Source organism: Paenibacillus sp. J22P218 (genome assembly GCF_056269195.1).
The window spans coordinates 688,641-706,323 of the sequence record NZ_JBWDNL010000001.1 but is presented as its reverse complement, the minus strand read 5'-3'; the positions used below and the strand labels follow the sequence as shown (position 1 = coordinate 706,323).

The following is a 17,683-nucleotide window of genomic DNA, read 5'->3' as shown; positions in this document are numbered from 1 at the left end:
CCTCCAACTCCTAATAGAATACTCAGGTTAATAATCGTGTTTAGAACAATTCATCTTCTTTAAATACGGGCAAGATCGTCAAGGAGAATTGAATGTTCTTTTCCTCAAGCCGATACGCTTCAAGCAGCTCAGGCCCACAAGATGCCGAACCGACACCGCTCATTTTATAGTCGACATGAACAAATGTCTGCTCCCGCTCCTGAAGCTCATAATCATGAGCCGCTTGCTCCAAGTCGCTTACACTGTATTTGGAAGCATTAAACGAGAACGAATCCTGTGAGCTGAATAAAAGCCCCATGCCTAGCCAGTTGGATACGATAGCCCACTCCGTCCCATAACGGGACCCATTTTCCTGCGGCATAATATAGGTTTCATGGAGCTCTTGCACCGTTTTAACATAACGTCCCATTCGGACGCTGTGCTTCTTATCGATATAGCTCTCATGCGGTCCAAAGCCAAAATATTCTACTTCGTTATTCCCTTGAGGCATGACGATCTCCAAACCAAAACGGGGTAAATAGACAAAGCTTTCTTTGTTCCTGACCTTCGTATCCGTTGACAGCGTAATCACTCCCCCCGCTTCTACACGCCATACGGTTGATCCTCGCATAATCGTATACCGATTTGAAGCTGCCAAGGCGAAGTGTACCTGTATCTCAACAACGGATGGACTGACGTGCTTCCAATGGCATTCATAAACTTTGGTCTGCGCACGGTCATATCCTTCTGCTCGCCATTTCCGAACAGCATGCATATCGTTATCCAGCGGAGCTCGCCAAATGGAATAAGAAATGGGACGATCCAGCATTTCAAGCTCATTTCGCTGAATGCTTATGGGCATTCCTTGAACTAAACAGAAGACATAGCGGAAATCATGTCCGGTAACCGTTAATTCACCATTCTCTTCAACAACGGTTAGAGATGGATTGGCCACCCTATTGCCGATAAGATTTGAAATGACGCTATCTTTTGCCTTTTGTTGAAGCACGAATTGCGCAAAGGAGATCTCATGTCCGATTGCCCCCCAAGCCGTATCCTGATTAAGCCGGAATGACAAAGAGAGATAGCTGCTCCCATGGGAATTAGGTAAGCTGTAAGGCAGCACGATTGCCTGTTGTTGACCTGCTTGTACTTCAAGCTGCCACACTTGTCCTTGTTCCTGCAAGTTGCCGTCAATCTCTACTTTCCAAAAGAGAGAAACATGGGACAAATCAACAAAATCATAAAGATTTTCGATTAACAGGCTTCCCTTCGATAAATCCTTAGTCCTCACCCGAATCGGTGCAATAACCTGCTTGAGCTCAAGCAAGCCTGTATGCGGTCTGCGGTCGGGAAAAACAAGTCCATCGATGCAGAAATTGCCGTCATGAGGGCGGTCATGATCTCCAAGGTCTCCGCCGTAAGCATAATAAGATCTTCCATCCGTCGTCTTAGCCAACATCCCGTGGTCGCTCCATTCCCACACACAGCCGCCCATCAGCTTGGGATATTTATAAATGACATCCCAATAGTCCTTCAGATCCCCTGAGCTATTCCCCATCGCATGACTGTATTCGCATAGAAACATCGGCAACTCGTTGTTCACATTTTGGGCATAGGTTTCTAGATCCTTTACGGACGCATACATCTTGCTTTCCATGTCCAGACAAGAGATATCCGAATGACCCTTCATTTCAGGTGCCGTGCATTCATAATGAACCAGGCGCGACGTGTCTCTTTCCCTTGTCCATTTGGCCATTGCGATATGGTTCAAGCTATAACCCGATTCATTTCCCATCGACCAAATGACGACGGAAGGCTGGTTCTTATCCCTTTCAACCATACGAACCGCCCGTTCCTTAAACGCTTCGAGCCAATCAGGATCAGCTGATAAAAAATGAAAGGAGCCGTTCTTGAATTCTCCGGATTGCCCGGTACCATGACACTCAAGATCTGCTTCATCCATAATATAAAACCCATACTCGTTGCACAGCTCCAGAAAGCGAGGGTCATTCGGGTAATGGGAGGTACGAATCGTATTGATATTGTGCTGCTTCATAACAAGCAGGTCCTCGATCATAGCTTTCATAGGAACCGTGTGCCCCAATTCCGGATGCGAATCATGGCGATTGACTCCTTTAAGCTTTACCGCTTTTCCATTTAGATGGAATACACTGTCTTTAACCTCTACCTGGCGAAATCCGACTTGGAATACTAATGTTTCATTGCCTGCCGATACGAACAACTTATACAGGTTGGGCATTTCAGCGCTCCAAAGGTCAGGCCGCTCCACCTCAAGCTCTATCGTTCCAGAGCCTTCAATAATAGACTTGCCCTTAGCGATGGAGATGCCTTTCGAATCCTTCAATTCCGCGCTTACCTCAAGTACCCCGGTCGTTTCAATCTCCGACTGTAAGATAGCTTTGGAGAAATCTGCATGATGGACCTGCTTGTTAAACACATCGCGAATATACTGCTTGTCCCGCGCAATTATATACACATCACGGAAAATGCCGTTAAAACGCCACATATCCTGATCCTCAAGGTAAGTTCCATCACACCACTTAAGAACCATTACCGCCATCCGGTTAACCCCTGGACGCAAGAAGGACTGAATATTAAATTCAGCGGGCATCCGGCTGCCTTGACTATAGCCGGCAAAATGACCATTCACCCATAAGTAGAAACAAGAACTAACGCCTTCAAATACGACGAAGCTTTCCTTGCCATCGCCGCTTGCAGTCACTGCAAAGTCACGGACATATAATCCGGCTGGATTAGCATCCGGTACATAGGGAGGGTCATTGGGGATCGGATAATGATAGTTCAAATAATGCATTTGGTCATACCCGTTCGTCTGCCAACAGGATGGAACAAGCAAATCATCCCAACTGCTCGTATCCCAATTAGCCAGATAGAAGGGCTCCCTAACTTCCTTAACACTAGAGTGATACTGAAATTTCCAGTTACCGTTAAGAGTGTGATAGAAAGGTGATCGTCCGCGGCGACCGCTTGCTGCCTCATCCATGCTTGAATAGGGAATATAATAAGCTCTTGCCGGCTCACGATTAATATGAAGGGTAGTTGGATCTTCCCAATATTTCTTGATTGACAGCATATGTAGTCTCCTCTGCTCATGGTTTAATCTGATTATATCGGTACAGAACCCTCGCAGATAGAATCCAATAAAGACAATGAATAGTACAAAACAGACATTTCTATCTCCACTTGAATATGACTATTATATGAATTATTATTTTTAATAAGACTTATTACACTCTCAAGAGATTAATTCATATATAATACAAAAAAGACATAACGAGGTGTGCTCAATGAAGGGTTTGCCATTGAGGAGTAATGTTTCCCTAACCTTTGCGGGCGGCTTGCCCATTCGGGTCTACACGGTTGGAATGGATCGGCAAATCTCCATTACACGTCTTGAGGGCTTCTCAGCTCCACAAATTCTAATCACATTCAGCGGAACAGGCAAGTTCCGCCAGCTCGGCCAACCTTGGAAGATTCTCGAGCCCGGCTCATTGCTCTTTATTCCGGCCCACCTGCCTAATGAATATATGCCGCTTGGTGATGAGGTCTGGCATGTCGGCTATGCCACTTACTTGGAGAATGAGGGAGGGGTCCTGTCAAGCTGGGGATTTAAGGATCAATCATTTGTCGGCAAGCTGACCGACCTCACTCCTTTTTATTCATTAATAGAGAGAATCTGGTTCCACTCCGGTCCAGCGTACGATCCCTGGGCAGCAACAGAGGGGTTAATCTCGTTATGTATCGAAATTTTTAAGCAAATGCACAGTAATCATTCAAACCCTTTGCCTGTTCCGATCTCATCCGGCACTCTGCAGGACAGCATCGTGGACAACGCCATTCGTTTTATCCATGACCATTTGAATCGTAACATTACCGTCACCGAACTGGCTTCCCGGGCAGGTTATTCCCCTAAACAGTTGACCCGTTTGTTCAAACAGCAAACCAGTCAAACTCCGTTGCAATATTTGCAGGCGCTTCGCCTGCAAACCGCGCATCTCATGCTTATTGACAATCCGGGCATGACAGTCCGTCATGCATCTGCTGCGGTAGGCATGGAGCCTGTCTATTTCAACCGGTTATATAGGCGTACGTTTGGATGTACGCCTACGGAGTCCAGACGTTTGTAATTAATTTTGGAATCTCTTTCTAAATTCCGTAGGGGTAAGACCTGTCTTTTTCTTAAACACATCGCTAAAGTACGATCGTTCCTCATAACCGACAGCAGAAGCCACTTCTTGCAGCGGCGTCCCTTGCAAAATAAGCAGCTTGGCTTTTTCCATACGTTCATTCACGACATATTGCAGGACCGATTGGCCGGTTACTTTCTTAAACAGGTTGGAATAATAGCTGGTGCTCAAATGGACCTGACGCGCATATTCATCAACCGTCTCATTTTTATGCAAATTGTTATGGATATAAGCAATCGACTGATTAACAACGATATTCGCTGAAGCCTTTTGCTTGCTTCTGGTATGCTCGCAATACAACTGACAAATGTCCGTGACAATTGATTTCAACGCAGTGATAGTGGATGTATGAAAGGTAATTTCTTGCATTTTTCTATCCAATAACAAACTATCTTCATTTTCCAAATCTTCAAGCATCGCATTACGAACGGTTACCATAAGTTCAATGCAAAATACCCTAATCTTCTCTGGAGTAGGCAGAGGCTGAATCTGATTCCATTCCCCGAAAATCTCATTAAGTACGAATTCGATCTTGTCAGAACTTCCGGAACGCAGGATGTAGATAAGTTCGTTTTCCTTTTCTGATGAAAGCGCAATAGGCGTGGACGGCTCACCTGCATATTGCGGATAGGCAAATACACTGTTTCCTCCCGAATAGAAGTTATAGGAAAGCGCATATACAGCCTGCTGATAAGTAATTGGCAATTCATAAATATTTTCAACAATAGTACCTACACCAATAGAGACCGTTACGCGGGTATATCTTGCGATATTTCCCCGGCATTCCTCGGCTATATGCAGCAAATCGATCTCATCTCGAGCGTTGACGATACAAATAAAACGATTCATGCCGTCTCGAAATACGACTGCCCTGGTATAAAGTGTAAGGGTCTCTTCAAGAATGTTCTGAAGTGCAAATCGGAGCAATTCAATCTCATTAATCGCAGTTTTACCTTCAGAAGCGAAATAATCATCGATTTCTACCGCAAAAACGGTAAACATACGCTCTTCCATATCCACATTCAAAAAAGCCCATCTTTCATTCACTTTTTGAGGATGGGATTTATACTGCACAAGCAAATTCAAATATTCTTGTCTAAGCAGAGGCATACTCTCTCGAAGCTTCCGTTCCATATCCTGCAAGTTGCGCTTTGTTTGGTTAGCCTCTTCCAGCACTTGTTTGGCTTTAAGGACAACATCGATTAATTGTTCAGGTGTAAATGGTTTTAGGATGTAGTCAAATCCACCGAGCTGCACCACCTGCTGGGCATAGTTAAAATCGGAGTAACCGCTTATAAAAATCAACTTTGCACCTGTTTGATTTGCCTGCTCAATCATTTCGATGCCATTCAGCTTAGGCATTCTGATATCGGTAATGATAATATCGGGATTGACCTCATCAATCAGCTTTAATCCATCCATCCCGTTAAAGGCCGTACCGGCTACCGCAATGCCATAATCGCTCCACGGAATATTACGAGTTATCCCATTAACAACGGACGGGATGTCATCTACGACAACCATTGAAAAAACATTATTCATTCCAAATCTTCTCCTTCCGGCCGAATCGGTAGCGAAATTCGAATGACCGTTTTCTCGTGAGGTATGCTGCTCATTTCAAATGAAGCTTTATGCCCAATATATAACTGGATTCTTTGATAGATATTGTGCAAGGCGAAGCCTTTATTGGAGGAATGATTCGCAGCCAAGAACTGATTCATTTTCTCGTCCACATCCAAGCCATGACCGTTATCCTCTACCTGCATAATGAGACTATCTGCCTCTTTATACACCTTAATTCGAATAATTCCTCCTTCATGAACATCCTTAAATCCATGCAGAATCGCATTCTCCACTAAAGGCTGCAGCAGCAGTTTTAACGTTCGTATGTTCCTAACCTCATCGCTGCACGTTATTTCATAGTCAAAAAGCTGGTCATAGCAAAGTTTTTGAATAAGCAAATATTGCGTGACATGTTCAACCTCTTGTCCGACAGTAGTAAGCTCTTCTCCTTTATTTAAGCCCATACGAAATAGCATCGATAAGGACATGATCATTTGCCTAACTTCATGGTGTTCATTCGAGTGGGACTTCCAAAGAATCGTGTTTAACGTATTATATAGAAAGTGAGGATTGATCTGAGCTTGAAGCGCTTTCAGTTCGGCTAAACGTTCAGCTTTCTCCGCTCCCGTGCGCTCTTGAATCAACAGCTCAATTCTGTCAAGCATATGATTAAACCGCATGCCCACATGCGCAAATTCATCCTCATATTCACTGACAAAGCGAACCGAAAGATCATCCTGTTCTACCTTTTTCATTACGACTTGCAATTGATTTAATGGCCGGAGGAGCCTGCTCGTTAATTTGCCAGAGATTAATAACGTCAATAAGACGAACAGTATAATTGTGCTTATTGTCATCCATTGAATTAACCTAACATCCTTTAATAGGGTATCCCGAGACATCAGGTGAACAATTAACCAATTATCCGGATAAGCAACCGTCGAATAATTAACCAGATATTGGGTTCCCTTAAACGTATATTCAAAATGACCTGTCTTACCGCCCAATTTGCTTCTGAAATGCTCATCCCTTGACAGCTGACTAGAGAGCGTATTTGTCTCGAAAGCAAGCTTTCCCGTTTCCGTAAACACCATTAGCTGTGCATCATCACCATTCATCATGACGTAATCGCGTATGGACGTCTCGCTTACATTAACGATCATTTTCATATCGACATGAGAATTCGGTGAATAAGGTTCAAACAATAAACTTAGTACCTGCTTATCCCCTTTGAACAAATCATCCTTATGCGACTCTACCCAAGCGGGCAGTCTGCGGTCTAACAAGGGAGCTAACAAGCTTCTGTCAAAAGGAACGTCATCCTTGCGTTCGTTCCGGTTTGAATAGAATTCTCCGACAGGCGTATTAATCAGAATAGACGTTATCCCAGGCTCAACAAGCTGCATTTGAAAAATGGGAGTTTGCAGCGACTTGTTTATCGCAAAATGCTCATAATAACTAGGTTTTTCCCCGGAATTAGATCTGGAAATTAATTCATTAAACTGATCACTGGATACAAAGGTAAGCACGGCCAATCTGATTTTTCGCAACTTCTCCTCTAGCCCTTGAGCGGATTTATCAATCATTTCCTGATTTGAGGTGTATGACTTCTTCTCTAATATATTTGAGGCAATCGCATAGGATATAAACCCTGAAACAATGAGTGCGGCAGCGGTAAATAAACTAATGGACAACCAAATTCGTTTTCTGAATGTACTGGTATATAACCATTTCCTCATGTCAAGACACTCCCATACGGATGATGAAATGGACAATAGAGAAGCTGCAAGCAGCTTCTCTATCCTATCCACTATTTCATATTCAGATAACGCGTGTAAGCATCATTGTAGATTTGAATATATTGTTCTACGCCGAGTTTTTTCATTTGATTCTTATACGCCGCGAAGTTAGAGGCTACATCTTCTCCGCCCATTACCCACTTCTGTGCTTTCTCTGCAAAGTACGTATCGATTTGTCCTTTAATGCTGTCGATTTGTTTTTGCTCATCCTCCGTAAAGCTCAGAGGAGGTAATGTATAATCTGTCGAAATAATATTATTGTCCTGATACTCTTTGATGCCTTTCAAAGCAATTTCATTCGTCCATTGCTCCTCATAAGAGAAGTCCTGCCAAGCGCCAAACTTAGGAAGCTGGGAGCCATACTCATCCGCCAGATAACCGTTAACGGCCGGTTGGCTTAAGACCTCTTCTGTGAAAATAGGTTTCCCGTCTACCATCGTGTAGGACTTGCCTTCAATGCCAAAGTTAAACATGCGGCGGCCTTCTTCTGTCCACCAGAAATCGAAATATTTCACTGCTTCTTCAATATGCTTGCTGCTCGACGAGATTCCCCAGCCGAAACCCGACAATTTCGCTCGTTTACCTACTTCAAATACTTTACCGGAAGCGCTTGCGGGCGGGGCAAAAGGAATTAACTCCAATCCAGCGACTTGATCCTTCAGAGAGGTATTGAAGTTAGAAGTGCTGGCGAACCAGTCATGCGTAGAACCTGCTGTATTATTGCCCAGCAATGTTTCGCGCGCCTTTTCTCGCGTGTAAATTTCCTTATCGACTAGACCTTCTGCATACCATTTGGCAATATTCGAAATGCCAGTCTCGAATTGATCCTCATAAGGGCCGAACACGAGCTTACCGTCTTTCAAATAGAAGGTATGATAAGCATCCCATAATGGCAGCAACGAATATACACCGATAACATTATCGCGTTGCATGAATGGAACCTCATCCTTCTTCTGGTTGCCGTTTGGATCTTGTTCACGGAACGCTTTCAATACTTCATAATATTGATCAACTGTCGTTGGTACTTGAAGATTCAACTTGTCCAGCCAGTCTTGACGAATGAACCAGCCTGTTGTAGCTGATCCGTCCGCTACAGCAGGGAATGTGTAAATCTTCCCGTCAGCTGCCGTAATCGCTTTTTTCACATCTTCATTAGCGTCCAGGAATTTCTTGAAATTAGGCGCAAATTGATCGATATAATCGTTTAGAGGCGTTAATGCGCCCTCAGATCCAATCGTGTTCAGATCACTGACATAATAAGAAATAATGTCTGGCAGCGTTCCGGAAGCCAGCATCAGGTTATACGCCTGCTTCTCTTCTCCGCCTGCCGGTGCGACATTGTTCAAGCTAATGTTCGTCAGCTCTGCCGCTTGTTTAAGAACAGGCGAATCCATCTCAATCGTTCCTCCACCATCGAAATAGAAAATATTTAAATCCAATGGTTGACTGCTCGCCTTCGCAGGCGATTCCGCCGAAGAACTTTCAGGTGCTGCCGTTGCTGTACCTTTGTTATTCTTATTATTCTCTGTGTTGTTGCTATTGTTGCCGCAAGCCCCCAATAATGTTGAACCAATCAATGCCGTGGCCATGATCGCAGCCATTCTCTTGTTCATGTTGATCCTCCCAAATAAATTTATTATATCAAAACGAGACGCCTAGTTGACACCTCATTCTAGATATCATCCCTTTAACGAACCAATCATAACCCCTTTGACAAAGTGTCTTTGAATGAAAGGGTACACCAGGATGATTGGAACAATAGCTACGATGATCGTTGCATAAATAATGGTCTCACCTGTCGTATAGGAGAAGTCGCTCAGCATGCTCTCCGATGGTTTCATTTGAACTACCAGCTGATTCAACAATACTTGAAGGGGATATTTGTCCTTATCCCGAAGAAGAACCATCGCCCAGAAATACCCATTCCATCTTGATACAGCGTAAAACAAGGAGATTGTAGCCAATGAAGCCTTCGAGAGTGGCAGGACAATTCGAAATAACACCCTCACATCTCCCGCCCCGTCTATACGTGCCGCCTCTTCAATTTCTTCCGGAATCGCCTGGAAGAACGTCCGCAATATAATAAAGTTAAACGTGCTGACAGCAAACCCAATAATAATGCCCATTCGATTATCCAATAGATGCAAGTCTCTAAAGTTCAAATACATGGGGATCATGCCTGGGCCAAAAATAAGGGTAAAAGAAACTAATAAGTTGAAAAACGTACGGCCCTTTAACCTCTTTTTCGAAAGCGCATAGGCTCCGCAGATCGTTAAAATCATACTAACCAGCGTTCCCGCAACCGTATAATAGAGCGTGTTGGCATAACCCATCCATAGCCCGCTTTCAGCAAATACAGCATGATACGCTGCTAAGGTGACTTCTTTGGGATAGATGAACACCTCCCCCGACACAACGGCTTTCGGCGAACTCATTGATGCGGATAAAACATAAAGAAAAGGATATAAGGTCAAAAATGCGAACAATCCAAGAAAAATATAGTTGAATGCATAAAAGATTTTCTCTCCGCGGCTCTCTATCATCTTCTGTCACCTACCACAATCCAGATTCGGTATACTTTTTGCTTATCTTATTGGCGAATACGATTAATATTAAGCTTACAATCGAATTAAACAGCCCTACAGCGGTCGCCATGTCGTATCGTCCATTGATAAGGCCTTCTCGATAAACATAGGTCGAGATTACGTCGGCCGTAGAATAAGTCACCGGCTGGTATAAGAGAATGATAGCTTCGTAGCCTACATCCAGCAGACTTCCAATCTGCAAGATCAGCATAATCATTATCGTCGGCAAAATACCGGGTATCGTAACATGAACAACTTGTTTCCATTTCGAAGCTCCGTCTATGACAGCTGCCTCGTAAAGCTCCGTATTCACTCCTGCCAATGCCGCAATATAGATGATGGCAGCAAAACCCGTACCTTGCCAAATCGTCATTGAGTTTAGAATGGTCCTGAAGTATTCCGGTATGGCTAAGAAGTAAATTTTCTCCATCCCCAACTTTTCAATGAGCAAATTGACCAGACCTGAGCTTGGAGATAAAAAGTTGGTCACTATTCCGGCAATTATAACGACCGAAATAAAGTGAGGCATGTAGGTCAGCGTTTGAACGGTTTTTTTGAAGAATGCATGTTTCACTTCATTCAGAAGCAGCGCGAAGACGATCGGCGCAGGAAACACAAAGATTAACGAATAGAAACTAATAATTAGCGTGTTTTTTAATACCCGCCAAAAATACTCGCTCTGCAAGAACTGTTGAAAATGATCCAATCCCACCCAAGGACTTTGTTCGATTCCTTTAAAAACGCTGTAATCCTTAAATGCAATCTGGATGCCGTACATAGGTTTAAAGATGAAGATGGCATACCAAAGGATGAAAGGAGTCAGCAGGAGATAAAGAAACCAGTCCCTCTTCAATAAGGACCAAGCACCCGTTAATATTCCGCTGCGTGCTTGTTTTGTAATCTCTACACTCGTATTTGCTGTCACGTCTGCATAAGTCCTCCTCTTGTTTGTGTTTTTCTTTCGCTATGTCCTTATTCTAGCAACGACTCAGCAACTTGAAGAGGCAAATTCCTACTCCAATAGACCAAGAAACAACTGTATTCCTCGGACCCATAAAGCATGAAATAAAAGAAGACCGGCAGCCCATATCCGATCTTCTCTATGTATTCATCTGCTTAGTCTTGCGCTTCGAGCAACCATAGGGTGGCCGTCACGCCACGCGGGTAATACTTGCTGCCGTGGATAACCCCGGAAATAATCTGATCGCTCCAGCTCCAATACGAATGCTCAGGATGAGTCAGCCATTCCGCATGCGCACGGTCAGAAGCCCGCTCCCTTTCATCCCATTCCAAGCCCAATATTTGACGTGCAACGAATTGGCACAAATACACTTTACTTAACCATGAATTGTTACTGGTAGAGGATAGCTTCCAGCCGCCGTCAGGGAACAAACAAACCTCCGGTTGAAGTACAGCCTCCAGATGCTGCTTAAGTGCGCGAATATAGGAACCAAAACGGCCTTCTGGATCCAGCGCTTCTTGGCAGCCCGAAACATAAGGGAAAACAAGTCCTTCGATTGCCGGAATGATTTTGGAATGATTGTTTTCTTGCATGACTGCCGGAATATACCCTTCGGCGGTTTGATTCGAAACGATGGTGGAAGCTGCTCTTTCCGCTTGAATTCCCGCTTCCATGGCCTGTTCGGGTTGTTCCAGTTTCTTGAAGATGTTCTCCAGAACCACATAAGCCGCCCAGCATTTTCCCGCCAGATAGAGATTATTTCTCGCTTGTCCAAGTGATTCATCCAAGCTGTCATAGGTCGTGATTTCAGCGCCCCCTTCCGTCCTTGAGCTGTCTAACCCCATTATACCGTTACGCTTAAGCGGCTCCGGATGATCCCTATTCAACATACTGGCCATGCATTGCACGAATATTTCTTTATTTTCCAGCATCCATGCCAAGTCCTTTGTGCTCTCGACATAAGCAGCCGCGCAGAGAACCCAGTTCACAAGCTGCTCGTGGGTCATATGAGAGAAACAGCCATGTAGTCCCGCTTGCTCATAGGATGAATACTTTGGTCGAGAGAATACATTGGCCACTCCCATATCATGCGTAAAACTGATGCCCCCCGGATAGAGGGTTTCACTGTCTGGATCAAATACATGATCCGTATAGCTATAGCGCTTAGTAAACCAATCAAGTTCATTGCGAACCGTCCATGCGTTCATCCTCAGCTCGTAAAACAACTGGTCCACCGTCAGATCGAACGTATTCATCATCCGGTATTCACCCTCATTCACAACCCAGAGAGGCTCTCCGTCATGCTCCAAAAACTCCGTGCTTCCATAATAACTGCGGATCGCATGCGTTAACATGAATTTCTGATCTTTTGACAGCCGAGATTGATCAACGATGCTGTTGGATTGGACACACAATGAGGCCATGTCATCAAAGTGATGCAAGGAGTATGCCGCTACATCCTCAATCGATCGAAAGTAACGGGTATAATAATAAGCTGCGTCAAGCCCGGCTGTAACCACTCCGCCGCGATAGAAACAAACGGAGAATTGAAAGGTCTGCTTTTGCCCTGCGGGAACTTGCATCAACAGCGCTCCTACGCGTCCTAATCCAAAATGACGATTAAAATCATTGCCATTTAACAGAATCTTCTCCATCGTGAATCCCAAAGCAGATACAACATTCGGATCTCGGGAGACAATAGCCGTACTTCTGCCTTGTCCAATACCTGTAATCCCTGGTTCACAAGTATCCTCCATCATTCTCATAGAATAATAAGGATCATTGCCCTCCATACCAAAGAAAGCTCTTCTTGTCCGTTGTCCATTCGTATTATCAACCGTTAGCTCAACCCATACGGAAGGGGTAATCACCCGCTTTAGTTCTTCTTCAAGGCATTTTCTAGGATCAGGCACCTCCGCTACAAGCGAATACATACGAAATGTCAAATCTCCGGCTGCAAATTCATCCGTGCCCAATCGGAAATCCCGCGAGATCTCATCCTTGCCAAAAGGAAGGATAAGCTTGTTTTCTTCCTCCGTATTTTGCTTCTCTACATCGTATCGGCTGCTTTCATCCTCGCCTTTGTCAAAGAACGGCAAAGCTTGATAATAGCTCCCGTCTTCAGACTGCAATCCAATATACATATTCTGATCAGCAGGCTTGCCAAGCTCCAGACCTAATCCCCCTTTGGCTCCTGGAAACCCTAAGGTAAAGCTTGCAAATGCGCCTATAGGGGAATGATGGGCATTAAATAACAGATTGTTCATTACGTTCCTGATTCTCCTTTGAATTTCCTTTATTGTGTTAAGCAGATTTCAATTTGTTCATTTTCGAGGCTAACGATAGCCGTATCCTTATTTTTCATGGAGACCCGCAGTTGCTGCTGGTTTCTTGTTTTTGGATACAGCAGGGTTAAGAATCCGTCTTGCCCGTCTGAGGTTGCCCGAATATAATCCATCATACATACATTCGATTGTCCGCTTTCAAAGAACGGCGTTGACCGCCCCTTATCCAGCCAAATATGGTTCACTTTATTTAGAAAAACAACTTCCAAGTCCACATCATATACCCCTGTTGAATAAACCCTTTGCCCTTCAATAACAGTGTGATCTGCCGCCACCGGAAGGCTAAATAAGACTTCCCCTTCAAATTCCTTAATGGAATCTCGAATCAAATAGAAGTCAGCAGTCTTGAAGTAGGTTACTTGTCGAATGTGCTTTCCCTTTCCTTCCGGATTCATGATCTCGATGGCGATCGATTCTTTATCTTCTTCATGCCTGAATGACAATACACTGCTGGTTTTCGGAACATCCACCCAGCCCCGTTCGAGGCTGTACGTACCAGCAGATAGATTAATCATTTCATAAGTATTGTTCACACTAGTAGTCTGTGTCGTCTGAAACTGCAGACAAGCATGGGAATAGGAACTTATATGCCAATTCGTACTGCTGTCAAAATAACCTTCAATCCCAGAATCCATAACAAGCGGAACCGAGTTTTTGTACAAAATAAATGATCCTTGGTCAAGATGTCCGTGCCCAATAGGATCTGGGCTCGACATAATCGCAAAATAATTTTGCCCCTCTTGCCTTTCGTTTCTAAAAATATAAATGCCCGCATGTTTGAATGCTGCGCTGGATTCTAATTGAAGCAGCCCATCTGGCTTGTACTCGATTCCGACAGCAAGCAGATTTTCAAAAACGACAGCCTCGCCCCACAGGCCCTTCATGGGTTGGCCAGCCAGCCTCCACGTATGATACATCCGATCAGCCAGCCCTTTATCGATTACTTCGATTTCATTCATATGATTCGCAAAGCAAGCAAACTCCGAGCCGTCTCGCAGGGCATGATCCCCAAATGGAGGTGTCCCAATTCGATGATTGAAATACCGGTACGGCGGGGTTTGCGTCTGCAGCATAAACTCAAACATTCCCTTTAATGGCGTAGTCTCAAATAGATTTTCACCCATAACATGTTTAACCACCTTGGCGTAGCCGGAGAAACGCTCAAGAGCAGCTGTATGATAACGAATGGATTCGGGCCAAGAATGATCCGGATTAATATTGAGCCTCAACTGTGAAATCAACACCATATGAGCGTTGTAGAGCCATGCTTTGCGATTCGGAAAATCCTCTAATACGAGCATCATATAAGCGGTTCCTGCACACATATCCGTCTGCCAATTGGTGCAGCCATTCTGAGCGTCATAAGGGGATAATTCGGTCCGGTCTCTAAGATCGAGCATGTACCTTAACAAATACGAAATGAGGGCATAAAACTGCTGCTTTTCTTTGTTAGAAAATACGCCAGCATCCTTAATGAGGGAGTAGGTAACCGCTATACTGCACAACATTCGTCCGCCCTGCACAGCCCCGTAAGAATCGCTGCCTTCCGGACGCAAATTGGTCACCATCCAGTGCTCCGCGCCTTGACAAAAATCATTCAGCGTATATAAGATTTCATACTTCGCTTTCTTGGCATAGGTCAAATCATCTGTAAAAGCATACTGAATCGCATCGCATTGCATCGTCAATAGAAAGCAAAAATTCGGAAGAGAAGATTTCCTGTTGAACGTATACTCGAAGCGATCAATGAACATCCCGTCAGTATCTTTATAAGTAACGACAGCTTGTAACCCTTTTTTGAGTTTTCCGTCCAGCTTCGCCGCAAACGTAAGGGTATACGATGAACCGCCTTCAATGGCAAAATCCCGGTTATAGTTCCAAGCGCCTTCATCGTTGCCCGTCGGATTACAGAGATACACCGATTTGTTAACGGTATTGTCCTGTTGTTTGAACAATTGCCTGTCTCCGCCGCCGCAGTATGGGTACGTTTCTTCCCACTTAAATTGCGGATTGCCTTTTCTCGCTTGAGGCTCCCAATAAGAGGGGCCAGCTTTGCCTTCCTCGAACCCGCTGTTTACGATTTCGAGACCTTTCCCGCTTGCCGATAAAATATGAACATTATCTATCCAAACATGCCCGAGTCCCTCCGATTCATTATCTTCTGATGGGAGCACGAAAGAGATCGTCGCTTTTACCGCATTATTCGGTGCTTTGAAATTTGCTATTTTATCTGTAAAGCTCCATGCATAAAATTTCGAATTAATAGCGTCGTAATTCACGGGTTCGATTACAAAGGACTGATAGGCTTGGGTTATGTAATCCAAACTGTACCTATCGGCGATTTCTTGAATTCGCATCGCTTCCTGTTTGATTAGAACGTCCTGCCCGGCTCTCTCCTTAATGCGCTGCAGATCGCTTTTTTTGACATATATGCTGGAAGAGGAATCGACATCTGTCCGCAAAATGCGTGAATGCCGATAGTCTCTCAATGTGTTATAGACGTCTACGATGGCCAAGGCTAAGCTTGTATTCGAGCTGGTTATATCCGCGATCAGCTTGCCATCCTGCAGCTTCTTTAACGATTGCGTAAGTCTTTCCTTACAATCTGCGTCATGCTGGCCTACTTCATGACCGGTATTAGAACAAACTAGTAATTCCACAGCTTTAGCCGTCACGAATTCGGCTTTTTCTTGAAGCGTGTATGTCGCTTCGTTCCGTACATCCTGCTGCTCAAACCAGGCTAATGCTTCTTCCAGACCATAATCGCGATGGACATGATTAGATTGGTTATAGGGCGGTGCCATCGTATATCGTTTTGTTGCAAATAATATAGATTCATCTTCTCTTGCGAGAAGAAACTCGCGATTTCTTATAAACGGCAACCGGTCCACTCCATTCAGAGCTTGAGTAGCTGCATCCACCATATCTGTTAAAGCCAGTTTCGCTCCGTCCGTATAATAACGGCCTTGTGTCTCAAGCAGGAATAGGGAACGATCGACTAACGATCTCAACTTGATTGCGTTAACTGCCGGCATGCTGCTCCTCCTTGTCTAATAAAAAGCAGGTCAAGAACCTGTTTGGTTCCTGACCCGATTTGATCTAGCCACATTATGACATGAACGCCTTACGCTGTGGAGGCAAAAAACAACTGTATACCATGGAAATTCTATGAATCATTCTTTTTGCTCTAACAGTTTCATAATGGCTGTTATCGCCTCGGCGCGAGTCACGATCGTATTCGGTGAAAATCGATTATGACCAACCCCTCGCATAATGCCGGCACTCACAACCTCGTTAACGGAAGACTTCGCCCAAGCTGGGATGGCAGATGCATCATCAAATGGAGAGGATGGAAGAGTTGTGCTTTTTTTTCCGAACGCCCGATTAACACTGACCGCCATTTCCGCCCTCGTCATAACCAGATTCGGACGGAAGGTTTGGTCTGAATAGCCGGTAATTAAATTGGCATCTGCCGCTGCTTGGACACTGGGCATCGCCCACGGAGCTATTTTCTCCTTATCGGCAAAATAGAGGTCCCCGCTTTTAGGAGCAAGCTGCAGAGCACGTACGATCATCGCTGTAAACTCTGCTCTTGTAACCTCTTTTTTCGGACGGAAGGTGCCATCGCTGTATCCTTCAACCAATCCCCGTTCTAACGCCGTTAGAATGGCAGCTTCTGCCCAGTGTCCGTTAACATCAGTAAATCCCCCCGTTGTTTGGACATTAAGAACCAACTCCGGCGTTACGACGGACATAGTAAGCTTGGAATCCACAAGGTTAATCTCATGCAATGTAATCGTGCTTGCCCCGCTGCCAATCTGGGAAAAGGTCATCGTTGTTAATACCCGCTCACCGTTCTCTCCGGCTATTTGCCCTACTTTAGTATGAGCAATTCGAAGATCATTTCCGACTTTTATCGGACTTACCGAATACCCCGCTATCTCGCTTTTTTCTTCTACTAGCCTTAACCATTTCGCATTGTATTCTAAGTTTAATTCAAATGCATATAAGTCCTGAAGATCATGACCAATGACAGCCACAGTTATCTGGTTATCGATGGTTGGAAGAAGGACAAGCTCAAAAACGGGTTCCGACTGCTTAGCTGAAACCGCCATAGGAACGAGTAACAATAAAATGAGCAAAAAAAAGAAAACCTTTGTTTTCAATCCACGTCATCCCTTCTGGTCTTATTGGGAAGGAAGACGCCGTAACGTCTTCC

At 44.5% G+C, this 17,683-nt stretch carries 10 protein-coding genes; 1 reads left to right on the top strand and 9 read right to left on the bottom strand.

The window, feature by feature from the left end:
- Nucleotides 1-40 precede the first annotated feature (40 nt).
- Entirely contained in the window at nucleotides 41-3,097 is a 3,057-nt protein-coding gene (locus tag AC0YN0_RS03095) for a glycoside hydrolase family 2 TIM barrel-domain containing protein (protein ID WP_475819944.1), read from the bottom strand.
- A 229-nt stretch (nucleotides 3,098-3,326) separates the two neighbouring features.
- Between AC0YN0_RS03095 and AC0YN0_RS03090 the strand changes: the two genes are divergently transcribed.
- Nucleotides 3,327-4,151, top strand: coding sequence for a helix-turn-helix domain-containing protein (locus AC0YN0_RS03090; protein WP_475819943.1), 825 nt, complete (start codon nucleotides 3,327-3,329; stop codon nucleotides 4,149-4,151).
- Here AC0YN0_RS03090 and AC0YN0_RS03085 read toward each other — a convergent pair whose 3' ends face one another.
- From AC0YN0_RS03085 to AC0YN0_RS03050, 8 genes are all read right to left on the bottom strand, one after another.
- Nucleotides 4,152-5,753 carry a helix-turn-helix domain-containing protein gene (locus AC0YN0_RS03085; RefSeq protein WP_475819942.1) on the bottom strand — a complete coding sequence of 534 codons (1,602 nt, stop codon included), beginning with the start codon at nucleotides 5,751-5,753 and terminating at the stop codon, nucleotides 4,152-4,154. It abuts the gene before it with no gap.
- Nucleotides 5,750-7,513, bottom strand: coding sequence for a sensor histidine kinase (locus AC0YN0_RS03080; RefSeq protein ID WP_475819941.1), 1,764 nt, complete (start codon nucleotides 7,511-7,513; stop codon nucleotides 5,750-5,752). Before AC0YN0_RS03080 ends, AC0YN0_RS03085 begins: the two co-directional genes overlap by 4 nt.
- A 71-nt stretch (nucleotides 7,514-7,584) precedes the next feature.
- A complete protein-coding gene (locus AC0YN0_RS03075) occupies nucleotides 7,585-9,186 on the bottom strand; it encodes an extracellular solute-binding protein (RefSeq protein WP_475819940.1) in 1,602 nt (533 codons plus the stop codon).
- 66 nt (nucleotides 9,187-9,252) lie between these two features.
- On the bottom strand, nucleotides 9,253-10,116 hold the full coding sequence (locus AC0YN0_RS03070; RefSeq protein ID WP_475819939.1) for a carbohydrate ABC transporter permease: 864 nt from the start codon (nucleotides 10,114-10,116) through the stop codon (nucleotides 9,253-9,255).
- Nucleotides 10,117-10,126: 10 nt separating this feature from the next.
- Nucleotides 10,127-11,083, bottom strand: coding sequence for an ABC transporter permease (locus AC0YN0_RS03065; protein WP_475819938.1), 957 nt, complete (start codon nucleotides 11,081-11,083; stop codon nucleotides 10,127-10,129).
- A gap of 191 nt (nucleotides 11,084-11,274) precedes the next feature.
- Nucleotides 11,275-13,386 carry a glycoside hydrolase family 52 protein gene (locus AC0YN0_RS03060; protein WP_475819937.1) on the bottom strand — a complete coding sequence of 704 codons (2,112 nt, stop codon included), beginning with the start codon at nucleotides 13,384-13,386 and terminating at the stop codon, nucleotides 11,275-11,277.
- A 29-nt stretch (nucleotides 13,387-13,415) separates the two neighbouring features.
- Nucleotides 13,416-16,499 (bottom strand): heparinase II/III domain-containing protein, encoded by a 3,084-nt coding sequence (locus tag AC0YN0_RS03055; RefSeq protein WP_475819936.1) that lies wholly within the window; start codon nucleotides 16,497-16,499, stop codon nucleotides 13,416-13,418.
- 138 nt (nucleotides 16,500-16,637) lie between these two features.
- Nucleotides 16,638-17,630 (bottom strand): S-layer homology domain-containing protein, encoded by a 993-nt coding sequence (locus tag AC0YN0_RS03050; protein WP_475819935.1) that lies wholly within the window; start codon nucleotides 17,628-17,630, stop codon nucleotides 16,638-16,640.
- Nucleotides 17,631-17,683: the final 53 nt, after the last annotated feature.